Raw genomic sequence first — 13,903 nt, forward strand, 5'->3', positions numbered from 1 at the left:
GCCCGATGGTCCGCCGCGGGCCGCATTGGCAGGCTGAAGCTGTGATCGCCGACCTGATGAACGCCGCCACCGTTTTCGTCGACTGGCTGTCCACTCTCGACCGGTGGACGGTCCTCGTCCTCACGTTCCTGTCCGCCGCCGTCGAGATGACCTTCCTGGCCGGTCTGCTCGTCCCCGGCGAGTCGGTGGTCATGCTGGCGGGATCGCTCCCTGACGGCCCGATGGGGTTCGTGGCCGTCCTCGCGGTGGGCACGGCCGGGGCGCTGGCCGGCCAGATGTGCGGGTACGCGGTGGGCCGCGCCTTCGGCCCCCGCCTGCGCAACACCCGCCTGGGCCGCCGCATCGGAGCCGAACGCTTCGACCGCGCCGAGACCTACCTGCGCGAGCGCGGCGCCCCGGCCCTGGTCGCGGTCCGCTTCGTGGCCGTCGTCCACGCGGTCGTCCCGATCGTCGCCGGCGTGGTCCGCATGCCGTTCGGCCGCTTCGTCCTGTGGTCGGGCCTCGGCACGGCCCTGTGGGTGGGCGCCTTCGCGGGCGTCGGCCTGCTCACCGCGGGCGCCGACGCCACCGGCGGCCTGGGCCTGCTGCTGACCGCGGTCGGCGCCACCTGCCTCGGCGTCATCCCGATCCTGGCCCGCCGCCTGCGCCGCCCGGCCCTCGCCGCCGCCTCCTGAGGCCCGGCCGCCCTACCCGCCGCCTGCGCCGCCCCGCCCTCACCAACCGCCTACTGCCCTCCGGTCCCGCGAGCATCACCTCACCAGGGCAGCCACGGGCAGCTTCAGCGGGTGCCGGTCCGGGTAGTGCGTTTTCGGCGCTCAGCCGGAATGCTGGGGGCTCGGGTGCACCGACGAGGGGGCAATGCCATGATCGCTCGGACCTGGCGGGGCTGGACGGCGGCGGCGAGCGCTGACGACTACCAGCGGCACTACGCGACGGTGGTGGCAACCCAACTGCGGACCATTCCCGGCTTCCGGGGCGCTCGCCTGCTGCGCCACCAGCACGAGGACGAGGTCCGCTTCACCTCGATCACGTTCTTCACCGACGTTGACGCGATCCGGTCGTTCGCCGGCGACACCTATGAGTTCGCCGTCGTGGCCGAGGAGGCCCGCAAGGTCTTGACCCGCTGGGACGAGCGCGTGACCCACGACGAGGTCGCCATCTTCGTGACCGGCTGACGCACCCCGGCTCAGTTCGCCGCCGTGCGGCGTTCGCCGGCCTGCAGCGTGTGGCGGCGAAAGGGAAGTTCTACGCTGTTCCGCGGCGCATCGTGGGGAGGCGGGACGCTCGGACCGTGGCGCGCCGCGGGCCGACTATGCGGCCCTGGTCGCTGATCTCCAAGCCCTCCACGTCGTACCAGAGGTCGCCGTCGTGGCTCACCGGCGCTCCGGCCAGGACCCGGTCGACGCGCAGTCGCAGTGGTCCTATTCCGTAGCGGTAGTCCTCCTCGGCGAACGTCAGAATCGTGCCCGCGGGTCTGTCGTCGATGGTCATCTCACCTCGCGGGGCCGGGCGGCCGGCGGCCGCGCTGGATGGTCGGAACGGGGAGGCTGGCAGGCTAGATCGAGAAACTGGAACGCTGGCGTCCATCCTGCGTGAGTCAGTGCAGCTGCACAAGAGCAGATGCACGTGCAAGTGCGCTTGCATGAGGGACTTATGTCCGTTTGTCTTATCGATCGTCCGACGAACGCCCAGGCGAATCGCCACCCGAAACCTCGGTGGGTATGCGCCTGCTCACGCGCTGCCACAACCAGCCGGCGGGAACGTCACGCCCGGAGAGCACGTATTCGGCGACAACCCGATTGGACATCGTGTCGAGCAGCGCCCGCCGCGACCACGTGCGACCCACGAGCAACAGCTGATCGCCGGCCTCGAGCATGACGTCGTCCGCCGGCCCGAGCACCGTCTCCCCGTCCCGTTTCAACATCAGCGGTACGGCGTCGAGCCGCCGGTCGCGTTCGTGGGGCGAGCGCATCAGATCGCCGAGCAGGATGCCCGCGTGCAGCCACGGCTGGAGCGACGGCGCCTCATGCTCAGAGAGCGTCACCTTCCACAGCGCCCCGAGGTGCGATCCGCAGTGCGCGCGCATCCGGTCGAGCGTCTCCGCGGCCCAGTCCTCGCCCAGCTCCGGCATCTGCTGCAGGAAGTGCCACAGCATCGGCGTACTCAATCGGGCGTAGATCTCCCGGGCGGCCATCTCAGCCGGCACCAGCAGCCAGTCGATCTCCATGGCCGCGAAGAGCGGGGCGTTCGCCGGCCGGTTCTGCCGTGCGCCGATGAACAGCGACGGATTGGTCTTGCGGGCGGCGGCCACCAGCGACAGGTTGGTCGCGTCGTTGTCGGTGCCGGCCACGAAACCCGACGCGGTCCGCAGGTCGGCCTCGGCCAGCACGGACGGCTCGACCGCGTCGCCCTCGATCAGCGTCAGCCCGTGCTCCGGGTCGGGATGCAGATCGATCACGGTGACCTCGTGACCGTCGGCCCGCAGATCCTCGGTGAGCTTGTGCCCGAACCGCCCGAAACCGCACACCACCCATCGCCCCGAGGCCGGCGGCCGCCCCGGCACCGGCATCTCCGCGCCTTCCTCGCGCACAAGCCACGACATCATCAGGTATGCCGAGGGCGCGTGCAGCGCCAAGCGCAGATGATCCCCGTACCGGTCGAAAGGGTTGACCACGGTCGGCGAGCCGAACGCGTGCATGCGGTGCTCGATCGCGGGGGAGACTGTGCGGGCGATCACCGGGAGCCCGGGCCGGATCAGCGCGGCCGTCATCGCCACGGTCAGGTTGACCTCGTCGTTGTCGGTCAGCGCGACCACGCCCTCGCAGGCCGGGTGCTCGAGACCGGCGACGCCGAGGGTGTGCGGGTTGGCGGCGTCGGCGACCAGCCCGGGGATGTCGGAGTAGTACAGATCGATGTCGAGGGTGTCGATGTGCTCGGGCATGTTGTCGATGACGACCATGCGGCGGCCCAGGGCGTCCAGGGCGTGCCCGAGCAGCTGACCGGTCTGGCCGTAGCCGACGACCAGCAGGAACGGCTCACGCAGACGCTTGACCGTGGCCGTGAAACGGCGCCGGGCCAGCGCCTCCCGGAAAGCGCGATCACGGATGAGGGTGAGCAACGACCCGATCGCGTACGCCCAGCCGATCACTGTCAGATAGATGGTCGCCGTCACCCAGAGCCGCTGCGCCCCGGTAAACGGATGCGGGATCTCGCCGTACCCGATGGTTGTGGCCGTGTAGCTCATGAAATAGAACGCGTCGAAGAACCCCATGCGCATTGGCTGGCCCGCAGCGTCGCGACCCGGGATCAGGGTCAGGCCGAACACGCTGATCGCGAAGATCAGGATCAGCACGATCAGGGGCGCCCGCATGCGCCGCAGAACCAGGAAGACCGTCGGCGAGCCCTCGGAGGGACGGGCCATTCTCGTACGCCGTTTCACGCTCGGCCATCCGGCGGGCTTGTGCGCGGGCCGGCGCGCGGTCATCGCCGATGAAACGTCGTCGTCTCGATCACGAGCAGCGCGACCGAGACGAGGTTGGCCAGGAGCGCCCCGCCGGAGAGCGACACGACGCTCGCGGTCGCCTCGGCGGTCATGCCGGCCTCGGAGATCTGGGTGGCGTAGACCCAGACCAGCGTGGCGGCGATCAACTGAAGGTCGGCGACCAGGCTCGTGGCGAGGTGGACCGCGCCGATCTGGGTGCGGTCACCGAACTTCAGCACGGTGGCGATCAGGTTGACCACCACGGCCGCGAACAACTCGTACTCGTTGTGCAGAGCCGGGTTGGAGATGTCGCCGATGAAGAAGCCCAGGTTGAGGGTCGCGGCCAGCAGCACGAAGAAGCCGAAGATCACTTTTTCCAGACTCATACGGTGCGCTCACCCCGGGAATCACGCTAATGCCTCGAACGTCCCCGCGCGCGCTGGATCGCCGCTATCGGCCGACTTTCCCGTCCGCGTCGGCGTTCCCGCCCGCGTCCGCGTTCGCGTTCCCGTTCGCGTTTCCGTTTCCGTTTCCGTTCTCGTCCTCGTACAGGGGCAGGCCGGGGTTCGGGCGCAGCGTGACTTTCACGGCCGAGGCGCGGGGGCCGGCCGTGGCGGCACCGAGGGCGGCGCGCCACTGCTTCAGCGGGAAGACGTGGGTGACCAAGCCGTCGACTCCGAAGGAGGGGTCGGCGAGCCATTCGACGGCCTGCGCCATGGTGTGGCGGCCGCCGAGGGCGGGTTCAGGGCCGAAGTTGACGCTGCCCTGGACGGTGAGCTGGCGGTTCCAGACCAGCGACCAGTCGACCGGCTGCTTCCCGGCCCCACCGACGAGGACGAGCATGCCGCTGGGGCGCAGCAGGTGCAGACCCAGATCCAGGGTGGAGGTCAGACCCACACAGTCGAAGACGACATCGACGCCCTGTTCAAGCAGCGGGATCTTGGTGAGGCGGGGACGGATGACGCGGCCGCCGTGCAGGTTGGCGAGCGTCTCGACGACCTGGGGACCGGGAGCCAGGGTGCGGTTGGCGCCGGCCCTGGTCGCGTACGGCGGGGTGAAGGTGCCCGGGCCGACGGCGGTGATGTCGAGGTCGGGATGCAGGCGGCGCAGCGCGGCGATGACGAGCAGGCCGATCGTGCCGGGGCCGACGACGACGGCGCGGTCGCCGCGGCGCTTCCAGTGCAGGGCGGCGTGCAAGGCGATCGAGGTGGGCTCGGCCAGGACCGCACGACGCGACGGCATGTCGTTGACGGGATGCAGCTGCGATTTGTGGGCGACGAGCTGTTCGCCCCAGCCGCCGCCGAGCGCGGCGTCGAAACCGAGCGCGGGGGCGTGGCAACCGGAGACGCCGGGCTGGTCGAAGCGCTCACAGACGTACGGGAAACCGTCGCGGCACGAGCGGCACGGCGCGAACCCGCGGTGGACGCACGACACGATCGGGTCGACCACGACACGCTCGCCCTCATCGGTCACGGCGACGATCTCGTGCCCGAGAATCTGGTGGCGAGCGGTGTAGAAGGCGCTGAGCACCAGGGAACTCTTGGCGTGCGCGACGCCGACGTCACTGCCGCAGATGCCGGTCAGCTCGGGCCGCAGTCGCACCCAGCCCGGCACGTTCGGGAGGGTCGGTGGGGCCAGGTCGTCACGCAGCGAGAGCATCCCGCCGGCGCTGAGGCCAAGACGGTGGGAGGCCGCGGTGGCCAGATAGCGGGGCACCGACAGATCGGTGAGAACGGCACGCATCGAGATCGCACTCTACGTCCTTTCGATCGGCAACGGTCACTGCGTCTCGCTCGGCACCCGGTGGCCGCCCCCGCTCCGGTCGCCGGTCGTGGCTCCGCTCTGATCGACGCTCGCGGCTTCCGAGTGTGTTCTGTGCTAGTCCCCGTGCACGTCGTCCTAACGGCGCGGGCTGCCACCCCTGCAGGATGTGGACCAAGGCGGAAACATTCCCGTTACTCGATGAAGGGGTCCGCGGCCGGCTGCGGGCTGTCCGGCTCGCTTCGAGGCTTTCCACCCCCCAATCAGGTCACGCGCCCGCAGCGCCGCCACTCCGGGCGGAGTGCTCGCGGTTTCCCGCGCAGGTGCCATGCACGCCGACCGTCGTCTATTCCGACGGTCCGGACGGCGTGCGGTTCACCCCGGGAGTCACCGCGTTTCCGGCCACGATCGCCACCGCCGCCACGTTCAACGAGCCCCTGGCGTACGCGAAAGGCGCGGCCCAGGCGGCGGAGGCGTTCGACAAAGGTAAGAACGTGCTGCTCGCGCCGGGTCTGGCCAGCGGGCGCACGCCGCTGTCGGGACGCACCCCGGAGTATCTCGGCGAGGACCCGCTGCTGACCGGGCTGATCGCGGCGGCCGGCACGCGCGGGATCCAGAGCAAGCCGGTGCTCGCCGCGCTCAAGCACTACGTCGCGAACGAACAGGAGCTCGACCGGCAGACCAGTTCGTCGAACGCGGACGAGCGCACGCTGCGCCGGCTCTACGACCTGCCCTTCGAGATCGCCGTCAAGCGCGGCGCACCGGAGAGCGTCATGTGTTCGTACAACCAGATCAATCATGTGTACGCCTGTGAGAATGAGCGTTTGAACAAGGTGCTCAAGGACGACATCGGGTTCGACGCTTCGAATACTCACAACTTCGGGTCGACGCGTCGCGTCACGAAGTGCGGATCATGTTCCGGCTGACCAACACGGGCCGGCGCGCCGGGACCGAGGTGGCTCAGGCGTACGCCACCCTGCCCGCCTCGACCGGCGAACCGTCGAAGAGCCTGGTCGGCTGGGAACGTGTGACGCTCGCGGCCGGGCAGAGCAGAACGGTCGACCTCACGCTCAGCCGCGACGACCTGGCCGACCTGCATCTGCTGCAGTACTGGGACGGGCTGTGGAAAACCGCCAAGGGCACGTACGGCATACGGGTCGGCGGCTCGTCGCAAACCACTCTGCGCGCATCGTTCCGTCGGTAGAACCACCGATTCAGTCGGTGCGGCATGGCGGAGAACCTCGCGGGGACCGTCTCCAGGGGCGGTCCCCGCGTCGCCGGTTCACTCGGGGAGCTTGACCTCTTCGTTGCCCTTCCAGTCCTGCGGCTCACCCTCGCCACCGGCGGACGGGTCGCGGTGGCCGAGCGCCGTTTCGCCCGGAAGCTCCTCCATGCGCTCGTCGGCGATTTCCTCGAGCTTGGCCTCGGTGTCCTTGCTCAGATCCGACATCTCGCACCTCCGTTGTTGTCCTCGCTACGCCCTCGCCACTACCCGCGTACCGTCCCACCTAAAGAACGGGGAGACCAGGCTCACGTCCCCAAGCTAGGGACAAACGGGCAGCCGATACCTTCGCGGTATCGCGCCAGCTCGCAGCGTCCACACCCCGCGATCCTCGCCGGCGGCCTGGCCCCGGCTGCCCCGTCTCGCCTCACGCAGGATGTTTGGTCGTCGCGGCGGCCTGTGAAAATTGGTGGCACGGTTCGGGCTTGCGGCTTTAGCGTGCTGCCGAACTCTGTCGTCCAGGCAAGGACGTGCCGTTGTACACCCTGTGAGACCTCCCAAGCGCTGATTTGCCGCGCGTCGCGTAATTCGCGTCGCGCTCCTTTGCTGCGGAAATTCTCACTGGAACCGGTGTATCTCTGTGCTCAAAATCTGGACGATCGTCCCTACATGCCTGCCGCTCATCGTCCGTCGTTGCCACCTGTGCGCGTCCGATCGATTCCGGGCGAGCGGCAAATTCCGCGTCAACGCCAACCACAAGCTTCTCGATGCCTGGCTTCTCGTGCTCTGCGCCGGCTGTGGGGATACCGCGAAGCTTTCGCTCCTGGAGCGGGTGAACGTCCGCTCGGTAGATCCCAGGTTGCTCGACCGGCTGCACGGCAACGACATCGTGCTGACGGCCGAACTGCTTCAGGATCCGCTCGTGCAGCACCGCAACCGCGTCGCCCTCGACTGGACCAACGCCTGGCGCCTCGACACCAGCGATCCGCTCGACGACGGCGGAGTCGACGCGGGAGATGGAAGCGACCCCGAGGTGCTCGACGTCTCGGTGCGCTTCGGAGCGCGGATCCCGGTGCGCCCGGTGCGGCTGATCGCTGACGGTTGCGGGTTGGCGCGTGCCGAAATCGAGAGGCTGATCGAGGCGGGCAAGCTCGTTGCCGCGGTCCGGCTCGGCGGAAAGATCTCGAGCGACTTCACTTTCACGCTCAAACGCTGAGTTCGACCGTTCGCTCAGCTCGACGACGGTCCAGAGCCTGCCCGGCGTGATCAGCCGGGCGGCCCTGGGCTGGGTCGACGCGTTTCCTCTGCCGCGGTCCCCGGCGTTGGAGCATTCGTCTACTTCGCATCTTCGGCTCGCGTTGGTCTCGTCCCGGTTGAGGAGGATCCCCTCCTGCGCGCAACGGTTGATCAAGGTGCTGGGTACGATCCGCGGCATGAAGCGCGTTGTTGTCAGGCCGCGGATCCAGACGCCGTTGCTGGTTGTCTGCCTTGGCCTGTTCGCGTTCATCGGCGTCGGGATCTTGTTCGATGGGGATCCGATCGCCCAGCGTGACTGGGGCAGCGTCGGGATCGGAGCTCTCGTCTTCGTGTTCGGGGTGATCGGCGTCTGGCGGGCGGTCCGCATGGGAGTGGTAATCGACGAACGTGGGGTCCGCATTCGGTCGTTCGACAGCCGTGACAAGTTGACGCCCTGGAGCATGGTCGAGTCGGTCGAGTGCGTTCAGTGGACGAGCGCATGGGCATGGCGGTCTACGCGCCGATTCTCGTGCTGGGCCGCGAAACCGGCGCGCTGCCGGTGACGGCGCTGGGTTCGTACTCGCCCGCGGGGGCTGAGCGCCAGACCGATCGGCTTCGCGCGCTGAAGGACGGCGCGTCGGCGACGGCCCAGACTGCGACGCCGCGGCTGAACGAGAGATCCGAGCAGAACACCAAGCTGGCGCTGAACGTGACGGCAGAGCGGAACCATGGGTCTGCCGAGCCGGCAGGGGATTAGTGCCCGTCGGAGCAGCTGACCGACGCGGGCTCCGGCAGCCGGGCGGTGGGGTGGGCTCAGCGGGCGCGGCGGAGATTCAAGGCGCGGCGGGTGGATGGCAGCAGGAGCATGACGGACGCCCACGCCGCGCCCAGAACCGTCAGTGCGATAGCCACGTCGCCCAACGACGAGGCGACCGAGGCGGGGGCGGTGGCGGTCGCTGTGAACTCCACCGTGCTGGTTCCGCGTCTGAGGTCCGTTTCGGCCAGGGTCTCGGACAGGGCCGACAGCCAGCCGGCGACCGGGATCAGCACGATCGCCAGAGCCAGCAAAGAAGTGAGGATCCACGCGGTGTAGTTGCCGCGCAGCATCGCCACGGTCAGCACGACCACTGCGCCCGCGAGGAACACGAACAACCAGCCACCCGACGTCACCACGGGCTCATCCTGATAGGGCCCGTTGAGCAACGTCGCGCCGTATCCGGCCAGCCCGAGCGCCAGCATTCCTAACGGCGTCAGCAGCAGTCCGGCTCTCAAGTGACCTCGTTCCCGTCACCGGTGGAGCGCACGACCACGTCGGCCCCGATTGGCTCACCCGTGGTCAGCAGGTCGAGAATCGCGTCCGCGCGGGCCACGAATCGGCGGCCGTCGTCTCGCAGGCGGCCCAGCACGATTCCCTCCTGTGAGCCGTCGCGGCCGTGTTTCACCGTGTACGTCTCGATGACGGCCGGACCGGAAGCGGAAAGCGCCTCGCCGGGCGCGGCCACTGCGTCCAGATCGGCCTGAATGCGCGCGCTGTCCGAGGGCCGGAAGGCGTGCGGGACCGTCGTGTAGACGCCCGTCGAGTGCTTACTCATGATGCCGCCGTTGGCCCCGACGAAGCCGTACGTGCCCGGCCGTGCTCGCAGCAGCGAAGTCATCGAGGCGATCGCGTGCATCGAGTAGTTGTTTCCCGGCCCGCCGAAGAACGGCAGCCCGCCGGTCACGGTCAATCCCCGCGGATCGTCCGTCGCCACCCCGAGCGCCTCGGCCACGATGAAGACCGGCGCCGCGAAACAGCTATACAGATCGATGGCTGTCAAATCCGAGGCCGCGATCCCCGCGAGCGACAGAGCATGCTGAGCCGCTCGGGCGGCAGCCGGCGACGACCCGTACGAAGCTCTCTCGATCATTGTGCGTTCCCGCAGATCGGCGTGCCCGGCCAGATAGACCCACTGCTCCGCCGGAACCCCGAGCCGTCGCGCCGATTCCACCGACATCAGCAGCAGAGCGGCCCCCTGATTGACCTTCTCCCGGGCCACCACATACCGCGTGTACGGATCGGCGAGTGGCCGGTTGGCCGCGCTGGGCGTCACGAGTGTCGCCGCGTCGCGGAAAACCGGTGCCGCGGCGTGGGGATTGGCCGCCGCCACTGTCGTGAACGGCGAGAACAGGTCCCCGATAGCCGCCGCGTATTCCGCTCGCGACATCTTCAGCCGCGCCCGCCGTGCGTTGTCGATGAGCGCGTACTGCGAAGGCGTGTCCGAAAGCCCGTGCGCGACGTGGTGCGGCGAAACGATGCCGTCGAGCCCGTGCCCGCGCGCCTCCAGCGACCCGCCCGGGCTCTCACCGAAATCCGGCCGCGATTCCGAGGAAAGCGCCTGAGTAATCGTCGAAATGGCCTCCGACCCGGCCAGCAGCACGACCGAGGCGTCCCCGGCTGCGATGGCCCCGGCGAACTCGTTCACGAGATGCTGCGGCGCCTGGCCGCCGCCCACCTCCAGCACGGCCCGCCGCGGCGACGCCCCGATCCGCGCGGCGATGGACCGCGGCGGATTGTCCGAGGCGCCCAGCAGCGGCACGGCCCACGGCAGGGAGATCTCGAACTGCGGCACGACCGCGATGGTGTCGATCTCCGACGCCGCAACACCCGCGTCGTCCAACGCGACGCGCGCCGCGTCTGCGGCCAGCGAGACCGGCGAGCGTCCCTGGTAGCCCGGCGAATCAAGCCGCTCCGACACTTGACCGACGCCGACCAGCACAGGCGTACGCGGGTCAAGAAGCGGGTCGACCAAAGGGCCGGGCACAGTGCCGGTCATGAAAGACGCCCGGCGAGGTCACGGATGCGGGCGGCGCACTCGGCGGCCATCGTGCGGGTGATCTCGCCGGCCGGCCGGATGTCGCGGAACGACCCGACCACCTGCCCCACGAAGAACGATTCCAGCTCCAGCGCGCCCGCGTGCCCGGCCTCGGCCGCGGCGTCGATGCGCTGCCAGGCCTCGTCGACGAGCATCGGCTGCAACGGCAGCGGCAACGGGGCGGGACTGCCCGGCGCCGCCCACTCGTCGTGCCAAGCCGTTCGCAGCTGCCGGGCCGGTTTTCCCGTACGGGTGGGCGAGCGCAACGTATCCGCGCTGCTCGCGGCCAGGAACTTGTTCTTGATCGCTTGCACCGCCACGTCCTCGGCGCTCGAGAGCCACACCGACCCGCACCACACGCCGGCCGCTCCCAGCGCGAGGGCCGCCGCCATCTGCCGCCCGTCCGCGATCCCGCCGGCGGCCAGCACCGGACGGTCCCCGGCGATGTCGACGATCTCGGGCGTGAGCACCATCGTGGCGATCGTCCCGGTGTGCCCACCCGCCTCGGTGCCCTGCGCGACCAGCACGTCGACGCCCGCCGCGATCTGCCGTTCGGCGTGTTTGGCCTGACCGATCAGCGCGGCGGTCACGATCCCGGCGGCCCGGGCACGCGACACCAGCTCCGGCGGCGGCGTGCCGAGCGCGCTCGCGATCAGCGAGATCGGGTGCTTGAACGCCGTGTCGAGCAGCGCCAGCGCGCCCGGCGTGGTCAGTGACGCCGCGACCTGCTGGTGGTCGGCCGTGGCGGCGGGTGGGATGTCGTACTTCTCGAGCAGGCGCTGCACGAAGTCGAGATGTTCCTGCGGGATCTGGGCGCGCATGCTGGCCACCAGGTCGGCCGGGTCGCCGGGCGCGAACTTCTCGGGAACGAGCAGGTCCACCCCGTACGGTTTGCCGCCGACCTGCTCCTCGATCCAGGTGAGCTGCGCGTCGAGCTCCTCAGGCCCGTACACCGAGGCCGCGAGCACGCCGAAGCCGCCCGCGTTGGTGACCGCCGCGACGACCGCGGGGGAGCGGTTGAAGCCGACGATCGGGTGCTCGACGCCGAGCAGTTCCGTCAGAGCCGTACGCATGGGTCTCGTCCTCCCGTGGTCGATCCACCGGGGAGGTTACCCGGCGGTCACATCGGCCAGGCGACGAATCTCGCTTCCCTGTTCCACGGCCATCTCGTTGGCGACCTCGTGCAGCTTCTGGTCGTCGCCGCCCTTGAGCACATCGCCGGCCATCCGCAGGGCGCCGCGATGGTGGTCGGTCATCATCGTGGCGAAACGGCTGTCGAACGCCGGGCCCTTCGCGCCGGTCAGCGCGGACATGGCGGCCGGCGTCTGCATGCCCGGCATCGTCCCGTGGTCGTGGTTCGGATCGTTCTCGGGCAGGCCGCGATCCTTGAGCCAGGCCCGCAAGAACGTGATCTCGTACGGCTGGGACGCGTTGATCCGTTCGGCCAGGGCGATCAGCTTCTTGTTCGCACCCCGCTCGGGGGCGAGGCGGGCCATCTCGATCGCCTGCTCGTGGTGGACGATCATCATCTGGACGAACGCCGTGTCGACGGCGTTGTAGGTCGAGCCGTTCGGGGCGCGAACCTGATCGGAATCGGTCACCACGGCGTCATCGCCCGGCGCACCCGGCAACACCACCCGCTGCGGCGGCGCGGCGCTCGCGCTCGGCTTGGGCGCCGCGGCCGACTCGCCCGAGCCCGACCGGGCCGCCGCCACCGCGACGCCGGCTCCGGCCAGCACGACCGCGACCGCGACCAGCGTCGATGTCCGAACCCGACCCACCGGACCTCCCCAATCGATACTTAAAGATGCTTGCGCAACCGCCCGCGGCCACTACTGTAACGACAAAGCTGAATACGCATCGTGCGTTTCATCGTGCGCGCGGCGCGTCAAGGGGGAGGGAGACCCATGAAGCACACTGCCCCACGAGGGCGGATGCTCAAGCGCCTGGCCGCCGCGAGCGCCATCGCACTGGCGGTCGGACTGCTGGCGGCTCCGGGGAGCAGCGCGGCCCAGGCGCCCGCCGGCCAGAACGTGATTCCGGGCGTCGACGAGATCGTCAGCAGCCCCAACCTGAAGCAGGTCGCACACCTGGACAAAGCCGGTCCGCTGCTGGGCACCAACTCGGACTGGGCGTTCCAGGGACGCTACGCATATGGCGGCAACTACGACGGGTTCTACGTCTACGACATCAGGAACCCGAAGGCACCGACGATCGCCGCACAGGTTCTCTGCCCGGGGTCGCAGAACGACATCTCGGTCAGCGGGAACCTGCTCTTCCTCGGCACCGACTCGCAGCGCACGAACGACACGTGCGTCAACGCGGCGTCGACCACGGCGGTGCCCGGCGACCGCTGGGAAGGCGTCAAGATCTTCGACATCAGCAACCCGCTGACGCCGCGCTACCTCAAGTCGATCAAGACGGACTGCGGCTCGCACACGCAGACGCTGGTGCCCGGCAAGCGGGGCGAGAAGAACGTCTACCTCTACATCTCGTCCTACAACCTGGCCGGCGCGGATCTGCCGAACTGCGCCCTGCCGCACGACAAGATCTCGATCATCAAGGTGCCGCTGCGCAACCCGACGGCCGCGGCCGTCGTCGCGACGCCGGTCGTGTTCCCGGACGGTGGCTACCCGGGCGGTCCCGCGAACCCCAACGGGTCTCCGACCACGGGCTGCCACGACATCACGGTCTACGCGGAGAAGGACATCGCGGCCGGCGCCTGCATGGGTGACGGCGTGCTGTTCGACATCTCCGACCGGGCCAAGCCGAAGGTGCTGACCACGGTCCGCGACGAGGTGAACTTCGCCTTCTGGCACTCGGCGACGTTCAACAACAGCGGCACCAAGATCGTCTTCACCGACGAGCTGGGTGGCGGCGGCGCGGCCACCTGTAACCCGACGGTCGGCCCGAACCGCGGCGCCGACGCCATCTACGACATCGTCGGCCACGGCAAGAAGTCCAAGCTGGTCTTCCGCAGCTACTTCAAGATCCCGCGGACGAACGCCGACACCGAGAACTGCGTCGCCCACAACGGCTCGCTGATCCCGGTGCCCGGTCGCGACATCATGGTGCAGGCCTGGTATCAGGGCGGCATCTCGGTGTGGGACTTCACCGACTCACGCCGGCCCAAGGAGATCGCCTATTGGGAGCGGGGTCCGATCTCGGCGACCCAGTTCGTGGGCGGCGGTTCCTGGTCCGCTTACTGGTACAACGGCTACATCTACTCGAACGACATCGTGAAGGGCGTCGACGTCCTCGAGCTCAAGGACCCGCGTACGTGGGTCGCCAAGTGGTTCCGCACCGACGAGTTCAACGCCCAGACGCAGGACAACTTCCTGCGCTGGTAGC

At 69.2% G+C, this 13,903-nt stretch carries 16 protein-coding genes; 7 read left to right on the forward strand and 9 right to left on the reverse strand.

What is annotated here, in order from left to right; genetic code table 11:
* Positions 1 to 41: 41 nt before the first annotated feature.
* Both EER30_RS21015 and EER30_RS21020 read left to right on the forward strand, forming a co-directional pair.
* Positions 42 to 674, forward strand: coding sequence for a DedA family protein (locus EER30_RS21015; protein WP_164842417.1), 633 nt, complete (start codon positions 42 to 44; stop codon positions 672 to 674).
* Positions 675 to 863: 189 nt separating this feature from the next.
* Positions 864 to 1,175 (forward strand): antibiotic biosynthesis monooxygenase, encoded by a 312-nt coding sequence (locus tag EER30_RS21020; protein ID WP_127502194.1) that lies wholly within the window; start codon positions 864 to 866, stop codon positions 1,173 to 1,175.
* A 70-nt stretch (positions 1,176 to 1,245) separates the two neighbouring features.
* Here EER30_RS21020 and EER30_RS21025 read toward each other — a convergent pair whose 3' ends face one another.
* The 4 genes from EER30_RS21025 to EER30_RS21040 form a co-directional block, all read right to left on the reverse strand.
* A complete protein-coding gene (locus tag EER30_RS21025) occupies positions 1,246 to 1,491 on the reverse strand; it encodes a hypothetical protein (protein ID WP_127502195.1) in 246 nt (81 codons plus the stop codon).
* Between the two features lie 175 nt (positions 1,492 to 1,666).
* Complete coding sequence (locus EER30_RS21030) at positions 1,667 to 3,421, reverse strand: potassium channel family protein (protein ID WP_205650326.1); 1,755 nt, start codon at positions 3,419 to 3,421, stop codon at positions 1,667 to 1,669.
* A gap of 59 nt (positions 3,422 to 3,480) precedes the next feature.
* Complete coding sequence (locus EER30_RS21035; RefSeq protein ID WP_127502197.1) at positions 3,481 to 3,867, reverse strand: DUF6394 family protein; 387 nt, start codon at positions 3,865 to 3,867, stop codon at positions 3,481 to 3,483.
* A 64-nt stretch (positions 3,868 to 3,931) separates the two neighbouring features.
* Entirely contained in the window at positions 3,932 to 5,224 is a 1,293-nt protein-coding gene (locus EER30_RS21040; protein WP_127502198.1) for a zinc-dependent alcohol dehydrogenase, read from the reverse strand.
* A gap of 185 nt (positions 5,225 to 5,409) precedes the next feature.
* On the opposite strand from EER30_RS21040, the gene EER30_RS21045 reads away from it, so the two are divergent.
* Entirely contained in the window at positions 5,410 to 6,168 is a 759-nt protein-coding gene (locus EER30_RS21045; RefSeq protein WP_240670195.1) for a glycoside hydrolase family 3 N-terminal domain-containing protein, read from the forward strand.
* Positions 6,156 to 6,446 (forward strand): fibronectin type III-like domain-contianing protein, encoded by a 291-nt coding sequence (locus EER30_RS21050; protein WP_164842418.1) that lies wholly within the window; start codon positions 6,156 to 6,158, stop codon positions 6,444 to 6,446. The genes EER30_RS21045 and EER30_RS21050 overlap by 13 nt, the downstream gene beginning before the upstream one ends.
* A gap of 78 nt (positions 6,447 to 6,524) precedes the next feature.
* On the opposite strand, the gene EER30_RS47190 is transcribed toward EER30_RS21050, so the two are convergent.
* Entirely contained in the window at positions 6,525 to 6,692 is a 168-nt protein-coding gene (locus EER30_RS47190) for a hypothetical protein (RefSeq protein WP_164842419.1), read from the reverse strand.
* 412 nt (positions 6,693 to 7,104) lie between these two features.
* Here EER30_RS47190 and EER30_RS21055 point away from each other — a divergent pair, with 412 nt between their 5' ends.
* Both EER30_RS21055 and EER30_RS21060 read left to right on the forward strand, forming a co-directional pair.
* Positions 7,105 to 7,680, forward strand: a complete 576-nt coding sequence (locus EER30_RS21055) for a DUF1062 domain-containing protein (protein WP_127502200.1) — start codon at positions 7,105 to 7,107, stop codon at positions 7,678 to 7,680.
* 507 nt (positions 7,681 to 8,187) lie between these two features.
* Positions 8,188 to 8,457 (forward strand): hypothetical protein, encoded by a 270-nt coding sequence (locus EER30_RS21060; protein WP_127502201.1) that lies wholly within the window; start codon positions 8,188 to 8,190, stop codon positions 8,455 to 8,457.
* 56 nt (positions 8,458 to 8,513) lie between these two features.
* Here the strand turns inward: EER30_RS21060 and EER30_RS21065 are convergent, their stop codons facing one another.
* The 4 genes from EER30_RS21065 to EER30_RS21080 are packed head-to-tail and all read right to left on the reverse strand — an operon-like array spanning position 8,514 to position 12,333.
* Positions 8,514 to 8,972, reverse strand: coding sequence for a hypothetical protein (locus tag EER30_RS21065; protein ID WP_127502202.1), 459 nt, complete (start codon positions 8,970 to 8,972; stop codon positions 8,514 to 8,516).
* Positions 8,969 to 10,513: an acetyl-CoA acetyltransferase gene (locus EER30_RS21070; RefSeq protein WP_127502203.1), complete on the reverse strand. Its 1,545-nt coding sequence runs from the start codon at positions 10,511 to 10,513 to the stop codon at positions 8,969 to 8,971. The genes EER30_RS21065 and EER30_RS21070 overlap by 4 nt, the downstream gene beginning before the upstream one ends.
* Positions 10,510 to 11,625 carry an NAD(P)H-dependent flavin oxidoreductase gene (locus EER30_RS21075; RefSeq protein ID WP_127502204.1) on the reverse strand — a complete coding sequence of 372 codons (1,116 nt, stop codon included), beginning with the start codon at positions 11,623 to 11,625 and terminating at the stop codon, positions 10,510 to 10,512. Before EER30_RS21075 ends, EER30_RS21070 begins: the two co-directional genes overlap by 4 nt.
* Before the next feature lie 36 nt (positions 11,626 to 11,661).
* Positions 11,662 to 12,333, reverse strand: coding sequence for a DUF305 domain-containing protein (locus EER30_RS21080; protein ID WP_127502205.1), 672 nt, complete (start codon positions 12,331 to 12,333; stop codon positions 11,662 to 11,664).
* 153 nt (positions 12,334 to 12,486) lie between these two features.
* On the opposite strand from EER30_RS21080, the gene EER30_RS21085 reads away from it, so the two are divergent.
* The gene (locus EER30_RS21085) at positions 12,487 to 13,902 is read left to right on the forward strand and encodes an LVIVD repeat-containing protein (RefSeq protein WP_432417559.1); all 1,416 of its coding nucleotides are present in this window, start codon (positions 12,487 to 12,489) and stop codon (positions 13,900 to 13,902) included.
* The last annotated feature ends 1 nt before the right edge of the window (position 13,903 follow it).

The sequence above is a fragment of the Actinoplanes solisilvae genome, assembly GCF_003999975.1.
In the GTDB taxonomy this organism is placed as follows: Bacteria; Actinomycetota; Actinomycetes; order Mycobacteriales; family Micromonosporaceae; genus Actinoplanes; species Actinoplanes solisilvae.

What these genes read in the sequence shown, in the direction of transcription:
- EER30_RS21020 (WP_127502194.1), top strand. Translation starts at nt 864, where the DNA reads ATGATCGCTCGGACCTGGCGGGGCTGGACGGCGGCGGCGAGCGCTGAC.
- EER30_RS21025 (WP_127502195.1), bottom strand. Translation starts at nt 1,491, where the DNA reads ATGACCATCGACGACAGACCCGCGGGCACGATTCTGACGTTCGCCGAG.
- EER30_RS21030 (WP_205650326.1), bottom strand. Translation starts at nt 3,421, where the DNA reads ATGGCCCGTCCCTCCGAGGGCTCGCCGACGGTCTTCCTGGTTCTGCGG.
- EER30_RS21035 (WP_127502197.1), bottom strand. Translation starts at nt 3,867, where the DNA reads ATGAGTCTGGAAAAAGTGATCTTCGGCTTCTTCGTGCTGCTGGCCGCG.
- EER30_RS21040 (WP_127502198.1), bottom strand. Translation starts at nt 5,224, where the DNA reads ATGCGTGCCGTTCTCACCGATCTGTCGGTGCCCCGCTATCTGGCCACC.
- EER30_RS21045 (WP_240670195.1), top strand. Translation starts at nt 5,410, where the DNA reads ATGTGGACCAAGGCGGAAACATTCCCGTTACTCGATGAAGGGGTCCGC.
- EER30_RS21050 (WP_164842418.1), top strand. Translation starts at nt 6,156, where the DNA reads ATGTTCCGGCTGACCAACACGGGCCGGCGCGCCGGGACCGAGGTGGCT.
- EER30_RS47190 (WP_164842419.1), bottom strand. Translation starts at nt 6,692, where the DNA reads ATGTCGGATCTGAGCAAGGACACCGAGGCCAAGCTCGAGGAAATCGCC.
- EER30_RS21070 (WP_127502203.1), bottom strand. Translation starts at nt 10,513, where the DNA reads ATGACCGGCACTGTGCCCGGCCCTTTGGTCGACCCGCTTCTTGACCCG.
- EER30_RS21075 (WP_127502204.1), bottom strand. Translation starts at nt 11,625, where the DNA reads ATGCGTACGGCTCTGACGGAACTGCTCGGCGTCGAGCACCCGATCGTC.
- EER30_RS21085 (WP_432417559.1), top strand. Translation starts at nt 12,487, where the DNA reads ATGCTCAAGCGCCTGGCCGCCGCGAGCGCCATCGCACTGGCGGTCGGA.